Source organism: Aestuariivirga sp., from assembly GCF_020252395.1.
Classification (GTDB): Bacteria; Pseudomonadota; Alphaproteobacteria; order Rhizobiales; family Aestuariivirgaceae; genus Aestuariivirga.
Map to the genome: position 1 here is coordinate 116927 of NZ_JADCDB010000028.1, position 15603 is coordinate 132529.

At 65.4% G+C, this 15603-nt stretch carries 17 protein-coding genes; 3 read left to right on the top strand and 14 right to left on the bottom strand.

What is annotated here, in order from left to right; all coding sequences use genetic code 11:
• Position 1 precedes the first annotated feature (1 nt).
• Positions 2-1099 carry an ionic transporter y4hA gene (locus IOC82_RS13325; RefSeq protein WP_290546687.1) on the bottom strand — a complete coding sequence of 366 codons (1098 nt, stop codon included), beginning with the start codon at positions 1097-1099 and terminating at the stop codon, positions 2-4.
• Positions 1100-1205: 106 nt separating this feature from the next.
• Here IOC82_RS13325 and IOC82_RS13330 point away from each other — a divergent pair, with 106 nt between their 5' ends.
• Positions 1206-2315: a P1 family peptidase gene (locus tag IOC82_RS13330; protein WP_366935683.1), complete on the top strand. Its 1110-nt coding sequence runs from the start codon at positions 1206-1208 to the stop codon at positions 2313-2315.
• On the opposite strand, the gene IOC82_RS13335 is transcribed toward IOC82_RS13330, so the two are convergent.
• From IOC82_RS13335 to IOC82_RS13380, 10 genes are all read right to left on the bottom strand, one after another.
• Positions 2312-2749, bottom strand: a complete 438-nt coding sequence (locus IOC82_RS13335; protein WP_290546689.1) for a DUF6691 family protein — start codon at positions 2747-2749, stop codon at positions 2312-2314. The genes IOC82_RS13330 and IOC82_RS13335 overlap by 4 nt on opposite strands.
• Before the next feature lie 2 nt (positions 2750-2751).
• Entirely contained in the window at positions 2752-3207 is a 456-nt protein-coding gene (locus IOC82_RS13340) for a YeeE/YedE thiosulfate transporter family protein (protein ID WP_290546690.1), read from the bottom strand.
• Positions 3208-3274: 67 nt separating this feature from the next.
• Complete coding sequence (locus IOC82_RS13345; protein WP_290546691.1) at positions 3275-3919, bottom strand: EF-hand domain-containing protein; 645 nt, start codon at positions 3917-3919, stop codon at positions 3275-3277.
• Between the two features lie 88 nt (positions 3920-4007).
• Positions 4008-5183 carry a VWA domain-containing protein gene (locus IOC82_RS13350; protein ID WP_290546692.1) on the bottom strand — a complete coding sequence of 392 codons (1176 nt, stop codon included), beginning with the start codon at positions 5181-5183 and terminating at the stop codon, positions 4008-4010.
• A complete protein-coding gene (locus IOC82_RS13355; RefSeq protein WP_290546693.1) occupies positions 5183-5524 on the bottom strand; it encodes a hypothetical protein in 342 nt (113 codons plus the stop codon). Before IOC82_RS13355 ends, IOC82_RS13350 begins: the two co-directional genes overlap by 1 nt.
• Positions 5521-6537 carry a YcjF family protein gene (locus IOC82_RS13360; RefSeq protein WP_290546694.1) on the bottom strand — a complete coding sequence of 339 codons (1017 nt, stop codon included), beginning with the start codon at positions 6535-6537 and terminating at the stop codon, positions 5521-5523. Before IOC82_RS13360 ends, IOC82_RS13355 begins: the two co-directional genes overlap by 4 nt.
• Positions 6534-7970 carry a YcjX family protein gene (locus IOC82_RS13365; protein ID WP_290546740.1) on the bottom strand — a complete coding sequence of 479 codons (1437 nt, stop codon included), beginning with the start codon at positions 7968-7970 and terminating at the stop codon, positions 6534-6536. The genes IOC82_RS13360 and IOC82_RS13365 overlap by 4 nt, the downstream gene beginning before the upstream one ends.
• 61 nt (positions 7971-8031) lie before the next feature.
• Positions 8032-8547: a histidine phosphatase family protein gene (locus tag IOC82_RS13370; protein ID WP_290546695.1), complete on the bottom strand. Its 516-nt coding sequence runs from the start codon at positions 8545-8547 to the stop codon at positions 8032-8034.
• Between the two features lie 91 nt (positions 8548-8638).
• Positions 8639-9556, bottom strand: a complete 918-nt coding sequence (gene metA / locus IOC82_RS13375) for a homoserine O-succinyltransferase (protein ID WP_290546696.1) — start codon at positions 9554-9556, stop codon at positions 8639-8641.
• 5 nt (positions 9557-9561) lie between these two features.
• Entirely contained in the window at positions 9562-10419 is an 858-nt protein-coding gene (locus IOC82_RS13380) for an ATPase (RefSeq protein ID WP_290546697.1), read from the bottom strand.
• A 56-nt stretch (positions 10420-10475) separates the two neighbouring features.
• Here IOC82_RS13380 and IOC82_RS13385 point away from each other — a divergent pair, with 56 nt between their 5' ends.
• Positions 10476-11765, top strand: a complete 1290-nt coding sequence (locus IOC82_RS13385; protein WP_290546698.1) for an FAD-binding oxidoreductase — start codon at positions 10476-10478, stop codon at positions 11763-11765.
• A 127-nt stretch (positions 11766-11892) separates the two neighbouring features.
• Here the strand turns inward: IOC82_RS13385 and IOC82_RS13390 are convergent, their stop codons facing one another.
• Entirely contained in the window at positions 11893-12738 is an 846-nt protein-coding gene (locus IOC82_RS13390; protein WP_290546699.1) for a MoxR family ATPase, read from the bottom strand.
• Between the two features lie 197 nt (positions 12739-12935).
• Between IOC82_RS13390 and dksA the strand changes: the two genes are divergently transcribed.
• Positions 12936-13352: an RNA polymerase-binding protein DksA gene (gene dksA / locus IOC82_RS13395; RefSeq protein WP_290546700.1), complete on the top strand. Its 417-nt coding sequence runs from the start codon at positions 12936-12938 to the stop codon at positions 13350-13352.
• Positions 13353-13461: 109 nt separating this feature from the next.
• On the opposite strand, the gene hisN is transcribed toward dksA, so the two are convergent.
• On the bottom strand, positions 13462-14256 hold the full coding sequence (gene hisN, locus IOC82_RS13400; RefSeq protein ID WP_290546701.1) for a histidinol-phosphatase: 795 nt from the start codon (positions 14254-14256) through the stop codon (positions 13462-13464).
• Between the two features lie 401 nt (positions 14257-14657).
• Positions 14658-15542 (bottom strand): N-formylglutamate amidohydrolase, encoded by an 885-nt coding sequence (locus IOC82_RS13405; RefSeq protein WP_290546702.1) that lies wholly within the window; start codon positions 15540-15542, stop codon positions 14658-14660.
• Between the last annotated feature and the right edge of the window lie 61 nt (positions 15543-15603).

The window sequence follows — 15603 nt, forward strand, 5'->3', positions numbered from 1 at the left end:
CTCACGGCACCGCGGCCACCACGATGAACATGATAAACAGACCGAGATGCACGAAGCCCTGCAGCACGGTGGTGCGGCCGGGCAGCAGCGTGATGGCGCTGACGAAGAGGGCGAGCGACAGGAGCACGATCTTGGCTGGCGGCACGCCAAGCGCCAGCTGCACATTGGCGAAGGCGCCCAGAATGGTGATGACCGGAATCGTCAGCGCGATGGAAGCGAGCGCCGAACCTAGCGCCAGGTTGATGGCGGTCTGCGGCCGGTTGGCGAGCGAGGCGCGCACCGCGGCGATGCTTTCCGGCGCCAGCACGAGGGCGGCGATGACCACGCCGGTGAATTCCGGCGGCAGGCCCGCCATGCCGATCAGGTCATCCAGCGCCGGGGCCAGCATCTTGGCCAGCAGCACGACGCCCGACAGCGAGACGAGCAGGAAGGCGAGGCTGACGCCCGCGGCGCGGTTGGTGGGCGCTTCATAGTTCCCGGCATGGACATCATCGGCGGCGGCGAGGAAATAGTCGCGGTGGCGCACCGTCTGCACGAACATGAAAGCGGCATAGAGCATGACGGAAACCAGCGCCACGGCGGTGAGCTGCGCCGCCGAATAGGTGGGACCAGCGGTCGAGGTGGTGAAATTCGGCAGGATCAGCGCCGAGACGGCGAGCGTGCCCAGTACCGCGAGATAGGAGGATGTTCCGGTAACCTTGATGGTCTGCTCATAATGCTTGTGGCCGCCGGCGACGAGGCAGAGGCCGATCAGCCCCGTGAGCACCAGCATGACGGCGGAATAGACCGTGTCGCGCGCGATGGTGGGTCCGCCGTCGTCCGCCGCCAGCATCAGCGCCACGATGAGGCCGACTTCGATGATGGTGACGGAGACGGCGAGGATGATCGACCCGAAAGGCTCGCCCACGCGGTTGCCCACCACCTCGGCATGGTGCACGGCGGCGAACACGGCGCCCAGCAAGATGAATGCCTCGAGCGCGAAGAACAGCGGCTGGTCCTTCGGCACCAGCCCGGCGAAATAGGCGATGACGAGCGCCGCGGCGAGCAGCGGAAAGGCTATCGTCCACCACGGGTTATGCGCATGCTTCCGTCCGGCCAAGCGGGCTCTCCTGTTCTAGGCGACGATTTAAAGAGGCTGGGGCTCGACGCGGCAAGCACATTTGCTAGGTTTGACCGAAATTTGACAAATGGCAGGGAGAGAGCCGTTGACGGACCGCAAACGCGCACGTGAGCTGGGCCTGCCGTTTCCGGGAACGCCCGGACAGTGGAACGCCATCACCGACGTGCCCGGCGTGGAGGTGGGGCAGGTGACGCTTATTTCCGGCGAGGGTCCGCTGAAGGTGGGACACGGCCCGGTGCGAACCGGCGTCACCGCCATCCTGCCGCGGGGGCGGGCAAAAGCGCAGGTGCCCTGTGCTGCCGGATACCATTCGCTCAACGGCAATGGCGAGATGACGGGCGTGGTGTGGATCGAGGAGTGCGGCGAGCTGCAGACGCCGATCACCATCACCAACACCCATTCCTGCGGGGTGACGCGGGATGCGACGATCCGCTGGCTCGTCGGACGTGGTGTGGGCACGGGCCAGGACTGGGGCCTTCCGGTGGCGGCCGAGACCTATGACGGCGACTTGAACGACATCAACGGCTTCCACGTCACGGCGGAGCATACGCTGGAGGCGCTGGATGGCGCACGCTCCGGCGCCGTGGCGATGGGCAGCGTGGGCGGCGGCACCGGCATGCTGACTTACGACTTCAAGGCCGGCAATGGTTCCGCCTCGCGCATGGTCGAGATCGCCGGGCAGCGCTATGCGCTCGGCGTCTTCGTGCAGTCGAATTTCGGGCGGCGCGAGGATTTCACCGTGCTGGGCGTGCCCGTCGGCCGCCACCTCAACGAGGGCAAGCTGCGCGGCAAGGAGCAGGGCTCGGTGATCGCCATTGTGGCGACTGACGCGCCGCTGATGGCGCATCAGCTCAAGCGCCTCGCCCGGCGCGTGCCGCTGGGCCTCGCGCGCACCGGAGCGGTGGGCAATAATTCCTCCGGCGACATTTTCCTCGCCTTCTCGACAGCCAATGAAGAGGCGTTCAGCCCGCGCGGCGGCATCATCCACATGGAAACTCTGGGCAACGGCGACATCGACAAGCTGTTCATGGCGACGGTGGAGGCGACCGAGGAAGCGGTGATCGATGCCATGCTGATGGCCGGGACGATGGTTGGCCGCGATGGCAACACCGCGGTGGCCTTGCCGGCCGGCGAATTGCTGACGCTGATGAAACAGTATGGGCGGATGGACAAACTATTGAAAGATAACAGCTAGACGCCGGAAGAGATATTCTCGTTCTTGCCGAGGAAGGCATAGCGCGCGAGCAGCATGCCCACTGCCATGGCCACGACGAACAGCACCGAAGGCCAATAGCCGAAGACCAGCGAGGCAAGCGCCGGGCCGGGGCAGAAGCCGGTGAGGCCCCAGCCCAGCCCGAACACCACCGCCCCGCCGATCAGCCGCTCGTCGATGCCCTGAAGCGACGGAATGACGAAGGCGGGGGCAAAGCGGGGCCGTGGCGCCCTCAGCACCAGCCGGTAGCCCGCAAAGGTGACGGCCAATGCGGCTGCCATGACGAAGATCAGCGTGGGGTCCCACTTGCCGGAGATGTCCATGAAATTCTGCACCTTCATCGGGTTCACCATGCCGGAGAGGGTGACGCCGGCGCCGAAGAGCAGGCCTGCGAGAAGGGCTGTGAGCTTGTCCATGATTACGCTCCGATCACGTGGCGCATCATGTAGACGGTGGCCACCGCGAAGAACATGAACACCGCGGTCGACACCATGCTGCGCACCGAGAGCCGGGCAAGGCCGCAGATGCCATGCCCCGATGTGCAGCCGTTGCCGATGGCCGTGCCGAGGCCGACGAGCAGGCCGCCCAGCACGGTGGAGAGCGGGTTGCCGGGGAAGGCCATGCTGTCCGAATCGAAGCCGCCGAGCAGGGATGTCAGGATGGCGCCGGCCAGGAGGCCCACGATGAACACGAGCCGCCATGCGCTGTCCGGCTGCCACCGGCCGAGAAGCGAGCCGAAAATGCCTGAAATACCGGCTACGCGGCCGAGCCCGCCCATCAGCAGCACGGCTGAAAGCCCGATGAGGATGCCGCCGCAGAGGCCGGCCAGCGGCGTGAAGGCTGTCACTATCAGGGGTGTGTCGATCTGGTTCATGCCTCCTTGATGACGGCAAAGACGGGAAAAGAAAAGCCCCGGCATTTGCATGCCGGGACTTCGGTCATCAGGGACTGGCGGGATCGCCGCCGGGCGCCTCGTCCGGCGGATCGCCGGACTGGCCCGGGCCGCCGCCGCCCATGCAGGGCCCCCGGCCTTCGCCGGGCATGCCGTTGCGCCAGCCCTTGCCCTGGCCCATGCCCTCGCCCTTGCCCATCATCTGGCCAAGCCGCTGCCCGCGGCCCTCGCCGGGGCCGGGCCGGTCGTCAGCGCCCAGCGAGCCGTCATCGTTGCGGTCGCGGGTGGCGACGAGATCCGCCATCGGGCCCTTGTATTCGGCGATCGTCACCTGGCCGTTGCCGTCCCGGTCGAGGAACTGGAAGTCGCGCACCATCATCTCGTTGCGGCTTTTCAGCCAGAGCTGCCTAAATTCCTCGAGCGACAGCGTGCCATCCTTGTTGGCATCGAACTCCGCAAGCCACTGCTGGCGATTCTGGTCGATCTCTTGCTGCGTGACCTTGCCATCCTTATTGACGTCGTAGCGCTCCATGAGCGGGCGGCCCATCATGCCGGGGCCGTGGCGCAGCATGGCGCAGCGGCCGCCGCCCATGAAGCCGCCTTCCATATCCGCCTGGGCGAGCCCCGCGAGGCCTCCCAGGGTGAGCATGCCCGCAGCGCCGGCGCCCAGCAGGAACAGTATCTTTTTCCGCATCGTCGATACTCCATTGGTCTTCGATGAGGAGAAGACGCACCGGCGCGGCGTTTCCGTCGCTGATGGCGTGAATGCGACGAAAAGCGTTTCAGCGCGCCAGTTCGCGCGTGGCGCGGCCGATGCCGTCGAGGGTCAGCGGAAACATGCGGCCCCCGAAGGCGCGGGAGACGAGGTTAATGGATGGTGAGTAACCCCAGTGTTTTTCGCTCGAAGGATTGAGCCAGACTGAATTCGGGTAAGTTGCGGCTATGCGCGCGAGCCAGGTGAGGCCGGGCTCCTCGTTCCAGTGCTCGACGGAGCCGCCTTCATGGGTGAGCTCGAAGGGGCTCATCGCGGCATCGCCCACGAAGATCACCTTGTAGTCGTGCGGATAGGTGTGGAGCAGCTTCCAGGTGTCGATGCGCCCGGCAGCGCGGCGGCGGTTGTTCTTCCACACGCCCTCATAGACGCAATTGTGGAAATAGAAATATTCGAGATGCTTGAACTCGGCGCGCGCGGCCGAGAACAGCTCCTCGCAGACGCGGATGTGCGGGTCCATCGAGCCGCCGACGTCGAAGAAGATCAAAACCTTCACCGTATTGCGCCGCTCCGGCGCCAGCTTCACGTCAAGCCAGCCCTGGCGGGCGGTGGCGCGGATGGTGCCGGGGAGGTCCAATTCCTCCGCCGCCCCCTCGCGCGCGAACTTGCGCAGGCGCCTGAGCGCCACCTTGATGTTGCGCGTGCCCAGTTCCACCGTGCCGTCGAGGTCCTTGAACGCGCGCTTGTCCCACACCTTCACGGCGGTGTTGTTGCGGTTCTTGTCCTGCCCGATCCGGACACCCGCGGGATTGTAGCCATAGGCGCCGAAGGGCGAGGTGCCGGCGGTGCCGGCCCATTTCGATCCGCCCTGGTGGCGGCCCTTCTGTTCTTCGAGACGTTTTTTCAGCTCCTCGAGAATCTTGTCGAGCCCGCCGAGCGCCTTCACGAGTTTCTTCTCGTCCTCGGTGAGGTGCTTCTCGGCGAGCTTCCTGAGCCACTCCTCGGGGATCTCTGCCAGCAGTGCGTCACCGGGGTTGGCGAGGCCCTTGAAGACATGTCCGAAGACGCGGTCGAAACGGTCGAGGTTGCGCTCGTCCTTCACCAGCGCCGCGCGCGAGAGATAGTAGAACTCCCCGGTCGAATTGTTGGCGAGGTTCTTGTCCAGCGCCTCGATAAGGGTCAGGTATTCCTTGAGCGAGACGGGCACGCCAGAGGCCTTGAGCTCGGTGAAGAAGGTGAGGAACATCAGCCGCTCCCTGCGCGCAGCACGGGATAGCCGGTGCGGGCGGCCTGTTCCGGAGCGCCGCGGCAGAAGGCGTTGCGGTCCTGCTTCGCCTGGTAGGTGAAGTCCTCGTAGAAGCTGTTCAACGGTTTCGAGAGCAGCGAGGCGAGGCCGGCGATGTCATATTCGTGGAAGTGCTTCATCAGCGTGGCCTTCACCTGCTCGTCGACCTTGAGCTTGCCGGCACAATAAAACCCGGTGACGTCGAGCAGGGCCACGGCCATGGCGATGCGGGTGCCGCGGCTCTCCGCTGCGGCGGGTGTGGCCAGCGCCGCGAGGACGAGGAGGGCGGCGAGCGGCCTCATTCGTCCTTCTCCTGCGGGGCGGAGGAGACGAGCTCCTTCATCAGGCTGCCGAGCGTGTCCTTCGCCGAAGTCTCCTGCGGGATGGGGCGGCAAACGTCGCGCGCGGCGAGCCCGACGCGGGCGGTGAGGATTCCGTTCACCGTGCCCTCGCCGAAGCGGGCGGAGAGCTTGCCGAGCAGGCCGCGGCCCACGACATGCTGGATCAGATTGTCGGAGAGCGCGATGCCGCCGGTGACGGCGAGGTGGCTGACGACCATGCGCGCCAGCCGCAGCGTCGAAAGCGTCGAGGGGCGGCCGCCATAGAGCGTGGCCAGTTCGCGCATCATGCGCAGATTCTGCGCGGCGACGAGCAGGATGTCGAGCGCCGCAGTGGGGGCTACCGTCGTCAGCAGCGTGATGCGGCGGGCGGCATGGGCGATGATGCGATGCGCCTCGGCATCGCGCCAGCCGACGAGGTGGCGCTCGGCCAAACGGATGCGGGCGCGCCCGTCGAGGATATCGCCCTCGTAGCGTTTCATCTCGCGCAGGCCCAGCTGCGCATCGGGGCGGCTCGCATAGAGGGACTTGAGATTGTCCACGGCGCGCTTCGCTGCGGCGGAATCATCGGTGTTGATCGCGTGCGCGGCGTCGGCCTGGATGTGCTCGATGCGGCGCAGCCGGGCCAGCGCCCGGATCTCGCGCAGGATGATGACGAGCGCGGCGAAGGCGGCAATGGCGGCCACGCCCAGCGCCGTCCAGCCGAGGAGTGGGGAGCGCGCGAAAAAGTCCTCCACCAGATTGGAAATGGAGAGGCCGGCCCACATGGTGACGAGGGTGAAGAGTGCCGAGGCCAGCAGCGCGCCCCAGCGGAAGTGCCGAGGCCGCGACACGGCGGGTGGCATGACGATGAGCGCGCCCTCGTCCAGCTCCGGCTCGAAGGTGATGCCGGTGATGGCGCGCGGCTTGCGCTGCGGCTCCTCCTCCGGTTCCGGCTTGTCGAAGACGAAGGCCTGCGGGTTCCGGCGTTCGCTCATTGGAAGCGGTCTCCCAGCAGGAATTCCATGGCGCGGTCCAGCCGGATGGCCGGCCACGCGCCGTCCTTCGGCAGCGGCGGGCGGAAGCGCACGAATTTGAGGCTGCCCTCCAGAGAGCCGTCGAGGGCCTTCTGCGCATCCTTCGGAAGATCGCCGGGGAAGACGGCGGCCTCGGTGGCGCCGTCGAAGGTGGTGTCGCCCACCGTCTCGCCGGCGAGCGGCGTGCCGACGATGCATTCCAGCGTCTCGCCCTTCTGGCGCACGCTGGCCTCGCGCGTGGCGCGGATGGCGGCCAGAGCGGCCACCTCAATCTTGGCGCCGGAATATTCGGCGCGCGCCATCGCCTGTTCGACAATGAGCCTGAGGATATTTTCCAGCCGGTCATGGCTGGCGTGGTGCAGCAGGTCTGCCTTGGTGGCGGCGAAGAGCACGCGGTCGATCCGGCGGCCGAAGAGGTTCGACAGGATCGAGTTCTGGCCCTGCCGGAAACAGGCAAGGATGTCCGCCAGCGCGTGCTGCAGGTCCTTCACGGCGGAAGCGCCGGCATTGAGCGCGGTCAGCGCATCGACCAGCACGATCTGCCGGTCGAGCCTGGCGAAATGGCCATAGAAGAAGGGCTTCACGATGGTAGAGACATAAGCCTGGTAGCGCCGCTCCATCAGCGCGCCGAGCGAACCTCGGGCAAGCTCCGTGTCCGGAGCAATGTCGAGCGGCGCGAAGGCAAGCAGCGGCGAACCCTTGTAGTCGCCCGGCATGAGGAAGCGGCCGGGCGGCAGGGTGGAGAGCGAGACGTCATCCTTGCGGCAGCGCGCGAGGTAGGCGGTGAAGACCTCCGCTGCGGTGATCGCATCCTGCTCGCCGGTGGGCTTTGTTGCATCGAGTGTTGAGAGAAGGGCATGCCACTCCCCGGCATGATCCGCACGCGGCGCCATGCGGCTTGCGGCCACGGTGGCGGCGGACCACTGGGCATAGCTCATGCGCATCAGCGGCAGGTCCAGCAGCCACTCGCCGGGATAGTCCACGATGTCGATGTGCAGGCGGCCAGCGCCGAGGTTGCGGGCGATCAGGCCGCGCGGCTCGTATTCCGCGGTGATGCGGAGCTGGCTGATGCGGCTGGTACTCTCCGGCCAGTGGCGGTGCTCGCCGCTCAAGGCCTTGGTATGTGACTCGAAAGCAAAGCGCGGCAGCGTGTCGTCGGGCTGGGGCTCGAGATAGCAGCGCGTGATGCGGCCGCCGCTCAGCGCCTCGAAGGCGGGGAAGCGGCCGCCCTTCAGCAGCGCGTTGACCAGCGCCGTGATGAACACGGTCTTGCCGGCGCGCGACAGGCCGGTGACGCCCAAACGCAGCGAGGGGCTGACCAGCCCGGTTGCGAAATCCGACAGGCCGCCCGCGGCGACGCGGGCGCCATCGACGATATCCGTGAAGGTGACGATCTCTGAAACCCCTTTCCGGGCCAATAAGTGGTGCGGTTCCGGGCGCAAGGCAAGGGAAACGTCAGGCGAGGTCCCGCGGGCGGATGAAGGCCTCGAGCCGGCACTGGCCCTCGGCCAGGTCCTGCCAGCGGCCCGGGGCCGAGAGCACCGCGAGGCCGGCGGTGGGATATTTCTCCAGCAGCTGGCGGCGCTGCAGCGGGTTGCCGGCGCCGGCGAGCGAAAGTGCCAGGTGCTGGGTGGCCGGGTTGTGGGTGACCAGCAGCAGGCGCTGCGCCTGGCCGCCCTGCTGGCGGATGACGTCGAGCAGGGCCCCGCCATCGCCGAAATCATAGAGAGCCTCGATGTGGCGCACTTGCGCGGGCGGCAACTCATGGGAGGCGATCTCCCAGGTCTGGCTGGTGCGGCGGGCCATCGAGCACAGCACAAGATCGGGGGCGAGGCCGTGCTCCGCCATATAGCGGCCCATGGTCTGCGCAGCCTCTTCGCCGCGCGGCGCGAGCGGGCGGTCAATATCCTGCATGCCGTCGCCGATGACGGCCTTCGCGTGGCGGAGGAGGAGAAGCTGGCGGTTGGGCATGGGCGTCTCCGCGGGACGACGGGAGTTTAGTGGGGAAGGACACCGTTCACAACTTGAACGTCTTCTCCCGCCGGCGCGGGAGAGGACGTGCTTATCTGCCGATCTTCGCGAGATCGAAGGGGGTTGTCTGGTAGACTTCGTTGATCCAGTTGCCAAAGAGAAGATGCGCGTGACTGCGCCAGCGGTTCTCCGGCGGCTGTTCCGGATCGTTCTTGGGGAAATAGTTGACCGGCAGATCGATGGGCTTTCCGGCATTGCGGTCGCGCCAGTATTCGTCCGACAGCGAGGTGGTGTCGTATTCGATGTGGTTGAACATATAGAGCGCGCGCTTGGCTGGATCGTTGATGAGGCAGAGGCCCGCCTCGTCCGACTCCATCAGCAGTTCGAGGCCTCTGCCCGAGGGAATATCCGCCTTGTGGTTCTCGGTCCAGCGCGAGACGGGCACCGAGAAGTCATCCGAAAAGCCGCGCAGATAGGGCGAATTGGGCTTGAGGTTGCGGTGGGTGTAGACGCCGAAGCGCTTTTTCGGCAGCGCGTGCTTCGGCACCTTGTGGAAGTGCCAGAGTGCGGCCTGCGCGCCCCAGCAGATGTTGAAGGTGGAATGCACATGCGCCTGCGTCCAGTCATAGATGCGCGACAGCTCGTCCCAGTAATTGACGTCGCTGAACTCGAGAAGCTCGACGGGCGCACCGGTGACGATGAAGCCGTCGAATTTCTGGTCCTTCACATCCTCCCAGTCCTCGTAGAAGGCGAGCATGTGTTCGGGGTCGGTGTTCTTTGGCGTGTGGGACGTGATCTTGACGAGGCTCAGCTCCACTTGCAGCGGCGTTGCGCCGATGAGACGCGCGAACTGCGTCTCGGTCTTGATCTTGTTGGGCATGAGGTTGAGGAGGCCGATCCTCAGCGCACGGATGTCCTGGCGGGCGGCGGTCGCTTCCGTCATCACCATCACGCCCTCGGATTCGAGCGTGCGGCGGGCGGGAAGATCGTTCGGGATGCGGATGGGCATGGCGGTTACTTTTCGATGGCGTTGGCGACGAGTGCGATGAAGTCCTCCTCGGACTGGACGGATGGAACGTCACGCATTCGGACCGTGTAGCCGAACTTGCCGGCAATCGCCTTGTAAAGCGGGATGCGGTGATGGAGCAGCTGCTCGAAGCCCCAGACGGCGAAACCATCGGGGTCGACATCATCATCCTTGGCGATGCCGTTGAGGGCTTTGTACTCGGCCCATTTCGTCTCGAGGAACTGCGGCTGGTAGTACATGGGCTTTGGGTGCTTGCGGAAACGCTCCACCAGCATGCGGGTGTGTTCGGGTGTGCCCTCGATGTAGAGGAGCAGGGCGTTGCCGGCGAGGCAGGAGAGCACGGGGTCGAGCGGGTTCGTGGGGTCCACCACTTCGCAAAGCGAGCCGCCGGAATCGCAGACGAAGTTATTGTAGCGGTAGATGTCGCGCGCCTTGCCGATGAAGGTGGGGACATCGAGGAGTGAGGCGATCTCGGCTGCGCGGTGCTGGGCCTGGCGCGTCTTGTATTCGGCGAATGAGATGCCGCCCTTGTCGGGGTTGCCCGGCTTGCCGAGATAGGTCGAGAGCGGCTTCAGGTGATCGAAGGTGATGTTGGACTGGATGTGGATCGAGTCCGACAGCAAGAGATCGCGCAGGAAGGGCACGCGCATCGCCTCGCGCTTGAAGTTGTCGACGATGTGCTCGCCCATGTAGCGGGTGCCGATGCGGTAATCGACCGAATAGTGGTACCAGCCCGAGTCCTGCAGGAGGTTCGAGAGCGTCGTCTTGCCCACGCCGGACATGCCGAATATGGTGACGGACTTGTGCGGCTGGTTTGCGAAGTCTTTGCCTGACGTGAAGCGCATGGGGTTCCATAGCGGAAGGCGTGGGGCGGGGGCAACCGGCGCGTGAGGCTGGAAGAATGATCGACGCGAAGCTTTCCGGCAACACTTGGTATGAGGCCACCGTGGACCGGGGGGCGCCGCGGCCCGCCCTGAACGACCGGGTCGAGGCAGAGGCCTGCGTGATCGGCGGCGGGCTCGCAGGCCTGACCACAGCGCTGGAGCTGGCGAGGCGGGGCACGTCCGTGGTGCTGCTGGAGGCCAAGCGCATCGCCTGGGGCGCTTCGGGGCGCAATGGCGGCTTCGTGTCCAACGGCTTTGCGGAGGGCATGGGGAATGTGGCCAAGCGCGTGGGCCTGCCGGCCGCGCAGGCGCTTTATCAGCTCTCCCGCCACGGCACGGAATTCGTGCGGTGCGAGATCGCCGGGACGGACCCCTCGATCAAGATGGGGGAGGGCTGGCAGGGCTGCATCCGCTATTCGAACGCCGCCGAAAAGCAGGCGGCGGTGGCGGAGATGACTAGGGACTATGGCCAGCCGATGGAATTCTTCGACGTGGCCGAAACCCGGGCGCGGGTGAACACGAAGCGCTATTTCCAGTCCTCCTATGACCCCACCGCCTTCCACATGCACCCGCTGCGCTATGCGCTGATGATCGCGAAGAAGGCGGAGGCTGCGGGGGCGCGCATTTGCGAGATGTCGCCGGCGGTTTCGGTGGAGAAGCAAGGGGCAGCGTGGTCGGTGAGGACCGCTGCGGGCGAGGCGCGCACGCCGAATGTCGTCTATTGCGTCTCCTCCCTCGACCGGACCCTGCACCGGCCGACGGGGCGGGCGGTGCTGCCCGTGGCGACCTATGTTGCGGTGACGGAGCCGCTCGGCCAAGATGTGATCCGTACACGGAGCGCCATTTCGGATACGCGGCGGGCGGGGAATTACTACCGGCTGGTCGACGAGGGGCGGTTGCTTTGGGGCGGGGCCATCACCACGCGCGTCTCGGAGCCGGCGCGTCTGGCGGAGCGGATGAAGGGCGACATGGTGTCAGTGTTCCCGGAGCTCGGCAATCCGCGGATCGAATATGCCTGGGCGGGGCTGATGGGCTATGCGCGGCACTTCATGCCGCTGATCGGGTCCGACGGGCAGGGACAGTGGTGGGCCACGGCCTTCGGCGGGCATGGCATGAACACCACCGCCATGGGCGGCATTCTGATGGCCCGCGCAATCGCCGCCAAAGATGACGAATACCGCCGCTTCGCACCCTATGCGCCGGACTGGGCGGGCGGGCACTTCGGCCGGGTGGGCGTGCAGGCGGGCTATTGGTACATGCAGCTGAAGGACAAGATCGACGAGCGGCGGTACGGAAAGGCGGCCTGACATGGCCTTCGGCAGCGCCGCGCATCGAAGATCTATGACGACATGGCGAGAGAATTCGCATTTCGCGAACAGCACCTGGGCGAGCCGTTCCAGACGGTGAGCCGGACGGAGCAGCGTGGACCCTGCCTCACCGCCCCTCACGCCTGGCCATGAAGGCCAGCCGCTCGAACAGCATCACGTCCTGCTCGTTCTTGAGCAGCGCGCCGTGCAGCGGCGGGATGACTTTCCGCGGGTCGCGTTCGCGCAGCGCCGTCTCGTCGATGTCTTCATTCAGCAGCAGTTTCAGCCAGTCGAGCAGTTCCGACGTCGAGGGTTTCTTCTTGAGGCCCGGCACGTCGCGCAGTTCGAAGAAGACGGCGAGCGCTTCCGAAACGAGGCGCTTCTTGATGCCGGGGAAATGCACGTCGACAATGGCCTGCATCGTCCCGGCATCGGGGAACTTGATATAGTGAAAGAAGCAGCGGCGCAGGAAGGCGTCCGGCAATTCCTTCTCGTTGTTCGAGGTTATGATGACGATGGGGCGGCGGTGGGCCTTCACCGTCTCTCCCGTCTCGTAGACGAAGAATTCCATGCGGTCCAACTCCTGCAGCAGGTCGTTGGGGAATTCGATGTCGGCCTTGTCGATCTCGTCGATGAGCAGCACCGGGCGCTGAGGCGCAGTGAAGGCCTCCCACAGCTTGCCGCGGCGGATGTAGTTGGCGATGTCATGCACGCGCTTGTCGCCCAACTGCGAGTCGCGCAGGCGCGCCACGGCGTCGTATTCGTAAAGGCCCTGCTGCGCCTTGGTGGTGGACTTGATATGCCACTCGATGATGGGGGCGCCGAGGCTCAAGGCGATCTCGCGCGCCAGCACCGTCTTGCCGGTGCCGGGCTCGCCCTTCACCAGGAGCGGGCGCTCGAGCACGATGGCTGCGTTGACCGCCGTCTTTAGGTCGTCGGTTGCAACATAGTCCGCGGTTCCTTCAAAGCGCATGGGTCAAAATCCTCCACCTTCCCGCCGGGGCCTTTGTTGCATTCCCTGCCGCATCTGGCAAATGTCATAAAAGCGTTGTGAAATCATGGGGATAGGCGGTTTACGGAAGGCCTGCGGCTGGCGCAACCCGGCTATTGTGGAGTGTCCGGCCTGCCGCTATAAGCCGCGCCCAAGCAGGGGTTCACAGAGAGTTCGAAATGGCTGCAGAAGTCGACGAAGCTTACAAACCCAGTGACGACGAGCCGTTTATGAACGAACGGCAGCGCGACTATTTCCGGGTAAAGCTGCTCGCCTGGAAGGACGATATCCTAAGGGAAAGCAAGGAAACCATCGCCCATCTGCAGGATGAGAATCACGTCCTGCCGGACCTGGCCGACCGAGCCTCCTCCGAGACAGACCGTTCGCTGGAACTGCGCACCCGTGACAGGCAGCGCAAGCTGATCTCCAAGATCGATGCCGCGCTGAAGCGCATCGATGACGGATCCTACGGCTATTGCGAGGAGACGGGCGAACCGATCAGCCTCAAGCGGCTAGATGCCCGCCCGATCGCCACGCTGTCGATCGAGGCGCAGGAACGCCACGAGCGCCGCGAGCGCGTCTACCGCGACGATTGATCTTACGAGGCCTGGGGAATTAAAGTTTCCTTCGTCTGCACGTAAGGATCGCCCTGCGCTCACCGCATTCTTCCGTGGGCAATCAGAGCTGCATGGCGCCTTTGCGCACTCAGCCCGCCATGATGGCAAGCGCCTCGTCGAGCAGCGCTTGCGAGCCTGCGGTGACGGCATTGCCACCGCGCGCGACGTCGCCACCCGTCCATTCCGCTGCGACGCCGCCTGCGCCTGAGACGATGGGAAGAAGCGGCGCGATGTCATAGGGCTGCAGCCCGCAATCCATGGCGATGTCCATGTGGCCCGCCGCCACGAGGCAATAGAAATAAGCGTCCCCGCCATAGCGGGTGAGCTGCGCCCTCGCCCGCAGGGCCTGGAAGCGGCGCTGGTCCTCGTCGCCGCGGTAGAGCTCGGGCGCCGTGGTGCCGAGTGTGGCGCGTGACAGAGGAACGCCCCGGCGCGTGCGGATGGCAGAGCGGCTGCCGCGATAGTTGTGCCAGGCGCCCTCCGGATTGCCATAGAACATGTCGCCCACCACCGGCTGGTTCATGAGCCCCACCATGGGGCGGCCCTCATAGCTCAGGCCGATCAGCGTTGCCCAGGTCGGCAGGCCGCTGACGAAGGCCCGCGTGCCGTCGACCGGATCCAGCACCCAGGTGAATGGAGAGCGCCCTTCCGTGATGCCATATTCCTCGCCATGAACCGAATGATCGGGGTAGCGCGTCTCGATCAGCCGGCGGATGGCGCGCTCGCCGGCGCGGTCTCCCTCCGTCACGGGGTCCCACACCGGCCCGTCCTTGACATCGACCGCCGTGTTCTGCCGGAAGAAGGGGAGAATGGCCTCCGCCGCAGCCTCCGCAAGAGTGATGGCAAAGCGGGTGAGTTCGGCCCAGTCCGGCGTGGTCATCATCTGTCCCTCAGTTCCCTTCTTCGTAGAAGACGAACGGACTCCCCTCAAGCCGTGGTTTCATGTTGCGTTGCAACAGAATCTCAAGCTCATGCTGTTTCTGCATGGCTCTGAGAGTCCCGGTAGAAGCACAAATGAAGTCAGAAACTTACGCAGACATAGTTGGTGGGTGTTTTGCAAATTTTGACCAACCATGCAAAAATCTGCGCCACCACCTCTTGATAATGTCATGCCGCACTGCCATATCCGAAAGCGCAAGACAGAGTTGTCTTGCTGCCCTTCCTGGGCGTTTCCTCCCTAGACTTGGGCCAGTCACCTTTGTGCACTGGCCCTTTTTTTCATTCACCATCGCCGCAGGCTGACCCTTGACGGCGGCGGGCAAGCCGCCGTCGTTCCGGCATTCTCTATTCGGCGGCGAGCTGGCGCGGCGCGAAGCGCTGTTCCAGGTAGGGCAGAAGGGACCCCCACAGCTTGTCGAGGAGGGCGGACATTTCGCCGAAGCCGGCAGTCTTCTCGAGTGTTGCCTCGTTCACATAAAGGTTGCGGTTGATCTCGATCTGCAGGGCATGCCGGCCACGGTGCGGCGCGCCGTGGTTCTGTGTGATGAAGCCGCCCGCATAGGGCTTGTTGCGCAGCACCCGCAGGCCCTGCTCCCGCAACCCGTCCTCGACCAATGCTGAAATGTCCTCGGCGCAGGACGCGCCGAACCTGTCGCCCAGGACGACATCGATCCCGCCTGACGGCTGGGGGGCCAGGTGGGCGCTGGCGCTTGCGGGCATGGAATGGCAGTCGACCAGCAGCACTTCGCCCGCCTTCGCCACCACGGCATTGGTGAGGGCCGACAGCGTGCGGTGATAGGGCAGGTAAACCTGCTCGATCCTGCGCCGCGCCTCGGCGAAATCGATGCGGCAATGATAGATTTCCTCGCCCTCGGAAACGATGCGGGGAATGGTGCCAAGCCCCCCGGCGACGCGCGGCGAGCCGGTGTTGGCGTAGCCCGGCAATTCCCCCACGAACATGCGCGGGTCCAGCTCATAGGGTTCGCGGTTCAGGTCGATGTAGCTGCGCGGCAGCCGGGCCCTGAGCATGGGAGCCCCGTGGGCGATGCAGGAGAGAAAAAGCTCGTCGACGTAACAATCCTCGGACTTCCGCAGCGTGTGCCGCGTCAGCCGGGACTGGCTCAGGAAGTCCTGCGGAAACTCGCGCCCGCTGTGGGGAGAGTTGAAGACGGCGGGCGCCGTCCATTCCGTGGGCGACAGGATCTCGAAGGGCGGGTGGGGCTCCGGCATGCCGTTTCGTCTTCCGTGGCGGTTGGCGGTCGATATTCGCCCAGCGGGCGGGGTGCGGCAA

Excerpts from the sequence above, each read along its gene's own strand:
- IOC82_RS13355 (WP_290546693.1), bottom strand. The coding sequence starts at position 5,524 with ATGAGGCCGCTCGCCGCCCTCCTCGTCCTCGCGGCGCTGGCCACACCC.
- IOC82_RS13350 (WP_290546692.1), bottom strand. The coding sequence starts at position 5,183 with ATGTTCCTCACCTTCTTCACCGAGCTCAAGGCCTCTGGCGTGCCCGTC.
- IOC82_RS13380 (WP_290546697.1), bottom strand. The coding sequence starts at position 10,419 with ATGCGCTTCACGTCAGGCAAAGACTTCGCAAACCAGCCGCACAAGTCC.
- metA (WP_290546696.1), bottom strand. The coding sequence starts at position 9,556 with ATGCCCATCCGCATCCCGAACGATCTTCCCGCCCGCCGCACGCTCGAA.
- IOC82_RS13390 (WP_290546699.1), bottom strand. The coding sequence starts at position 12,738 with ATGCGCTTTGAAGGAACCGCGGACTATGTTGCAACCGACGACCTAAAG.
- IOC82_RS13340 (WP_290546690.1), bottom strand. The coding sequence starts at position 3,207 with ATGAACCAGATCGACACACCCCTGATAGTGACAGCCTTCACGCCGCTG.
- IOC82_RS13405 (WP_290546702.1), bottom strand. The coding sequence starts at position 15,542 with ATGCCGGAGCCCCACCCGCCCTTCGAGATCCTGTCGCCCACGGAATGG.
- IOC82_RS13345 (WP_290546691.1), bottom strand. The coding sequence starts at position 3,919 with ATGCGGAAAAAGATACTGTTCCTGCTGGGCGCCGGCGCTGCGGGCATG.
- IOC82_RS13335 (WP_290546689.1), bottom strand. The coding sequence starts at position 2,749 with ATGGACAAGCTCACAGCCCTTCTCGCAGGCCTGCTCTTCGGCGCCGGC.
- IOC82_RS13360 (WP_290546694.1), bottom strand. The coding sequence starts at position 6,537 with ATGAGCGAACGCCGGAACCCGCAGGCCTTCGTCTTCGACAAGCCGGAA.
- dksA (WP_290546700.1), top strand. The coding sequence starts at position 12,936 with ATGGCTGCAGAAGTCGACGAAGCTTACAAACCCAGTGACGACGAGCCG.
- IOC82_RS13370 (WP_290546695.1), bottom strand. The coding sequence starts at position 8,547 with ATGCCCAACCGCCAGCTTCTCCTCCTCCGCCACGCGAAGGCCGTCATC.
- hisN (WP_290546701.1), bottom strand. The coding sequence starts at position 14,256 with ATGATGACCACGCCGGACTGGGCCGAACTCACCCGCTTTGCCATCACT.
- IOC82_RS13385 (WP_290546698.1), top strand. The coding sequence starts at position 10,476 with ATGATCGACGCGAAGCTTTCCGGCAACACTTGGTATGAGGCCACCGTG.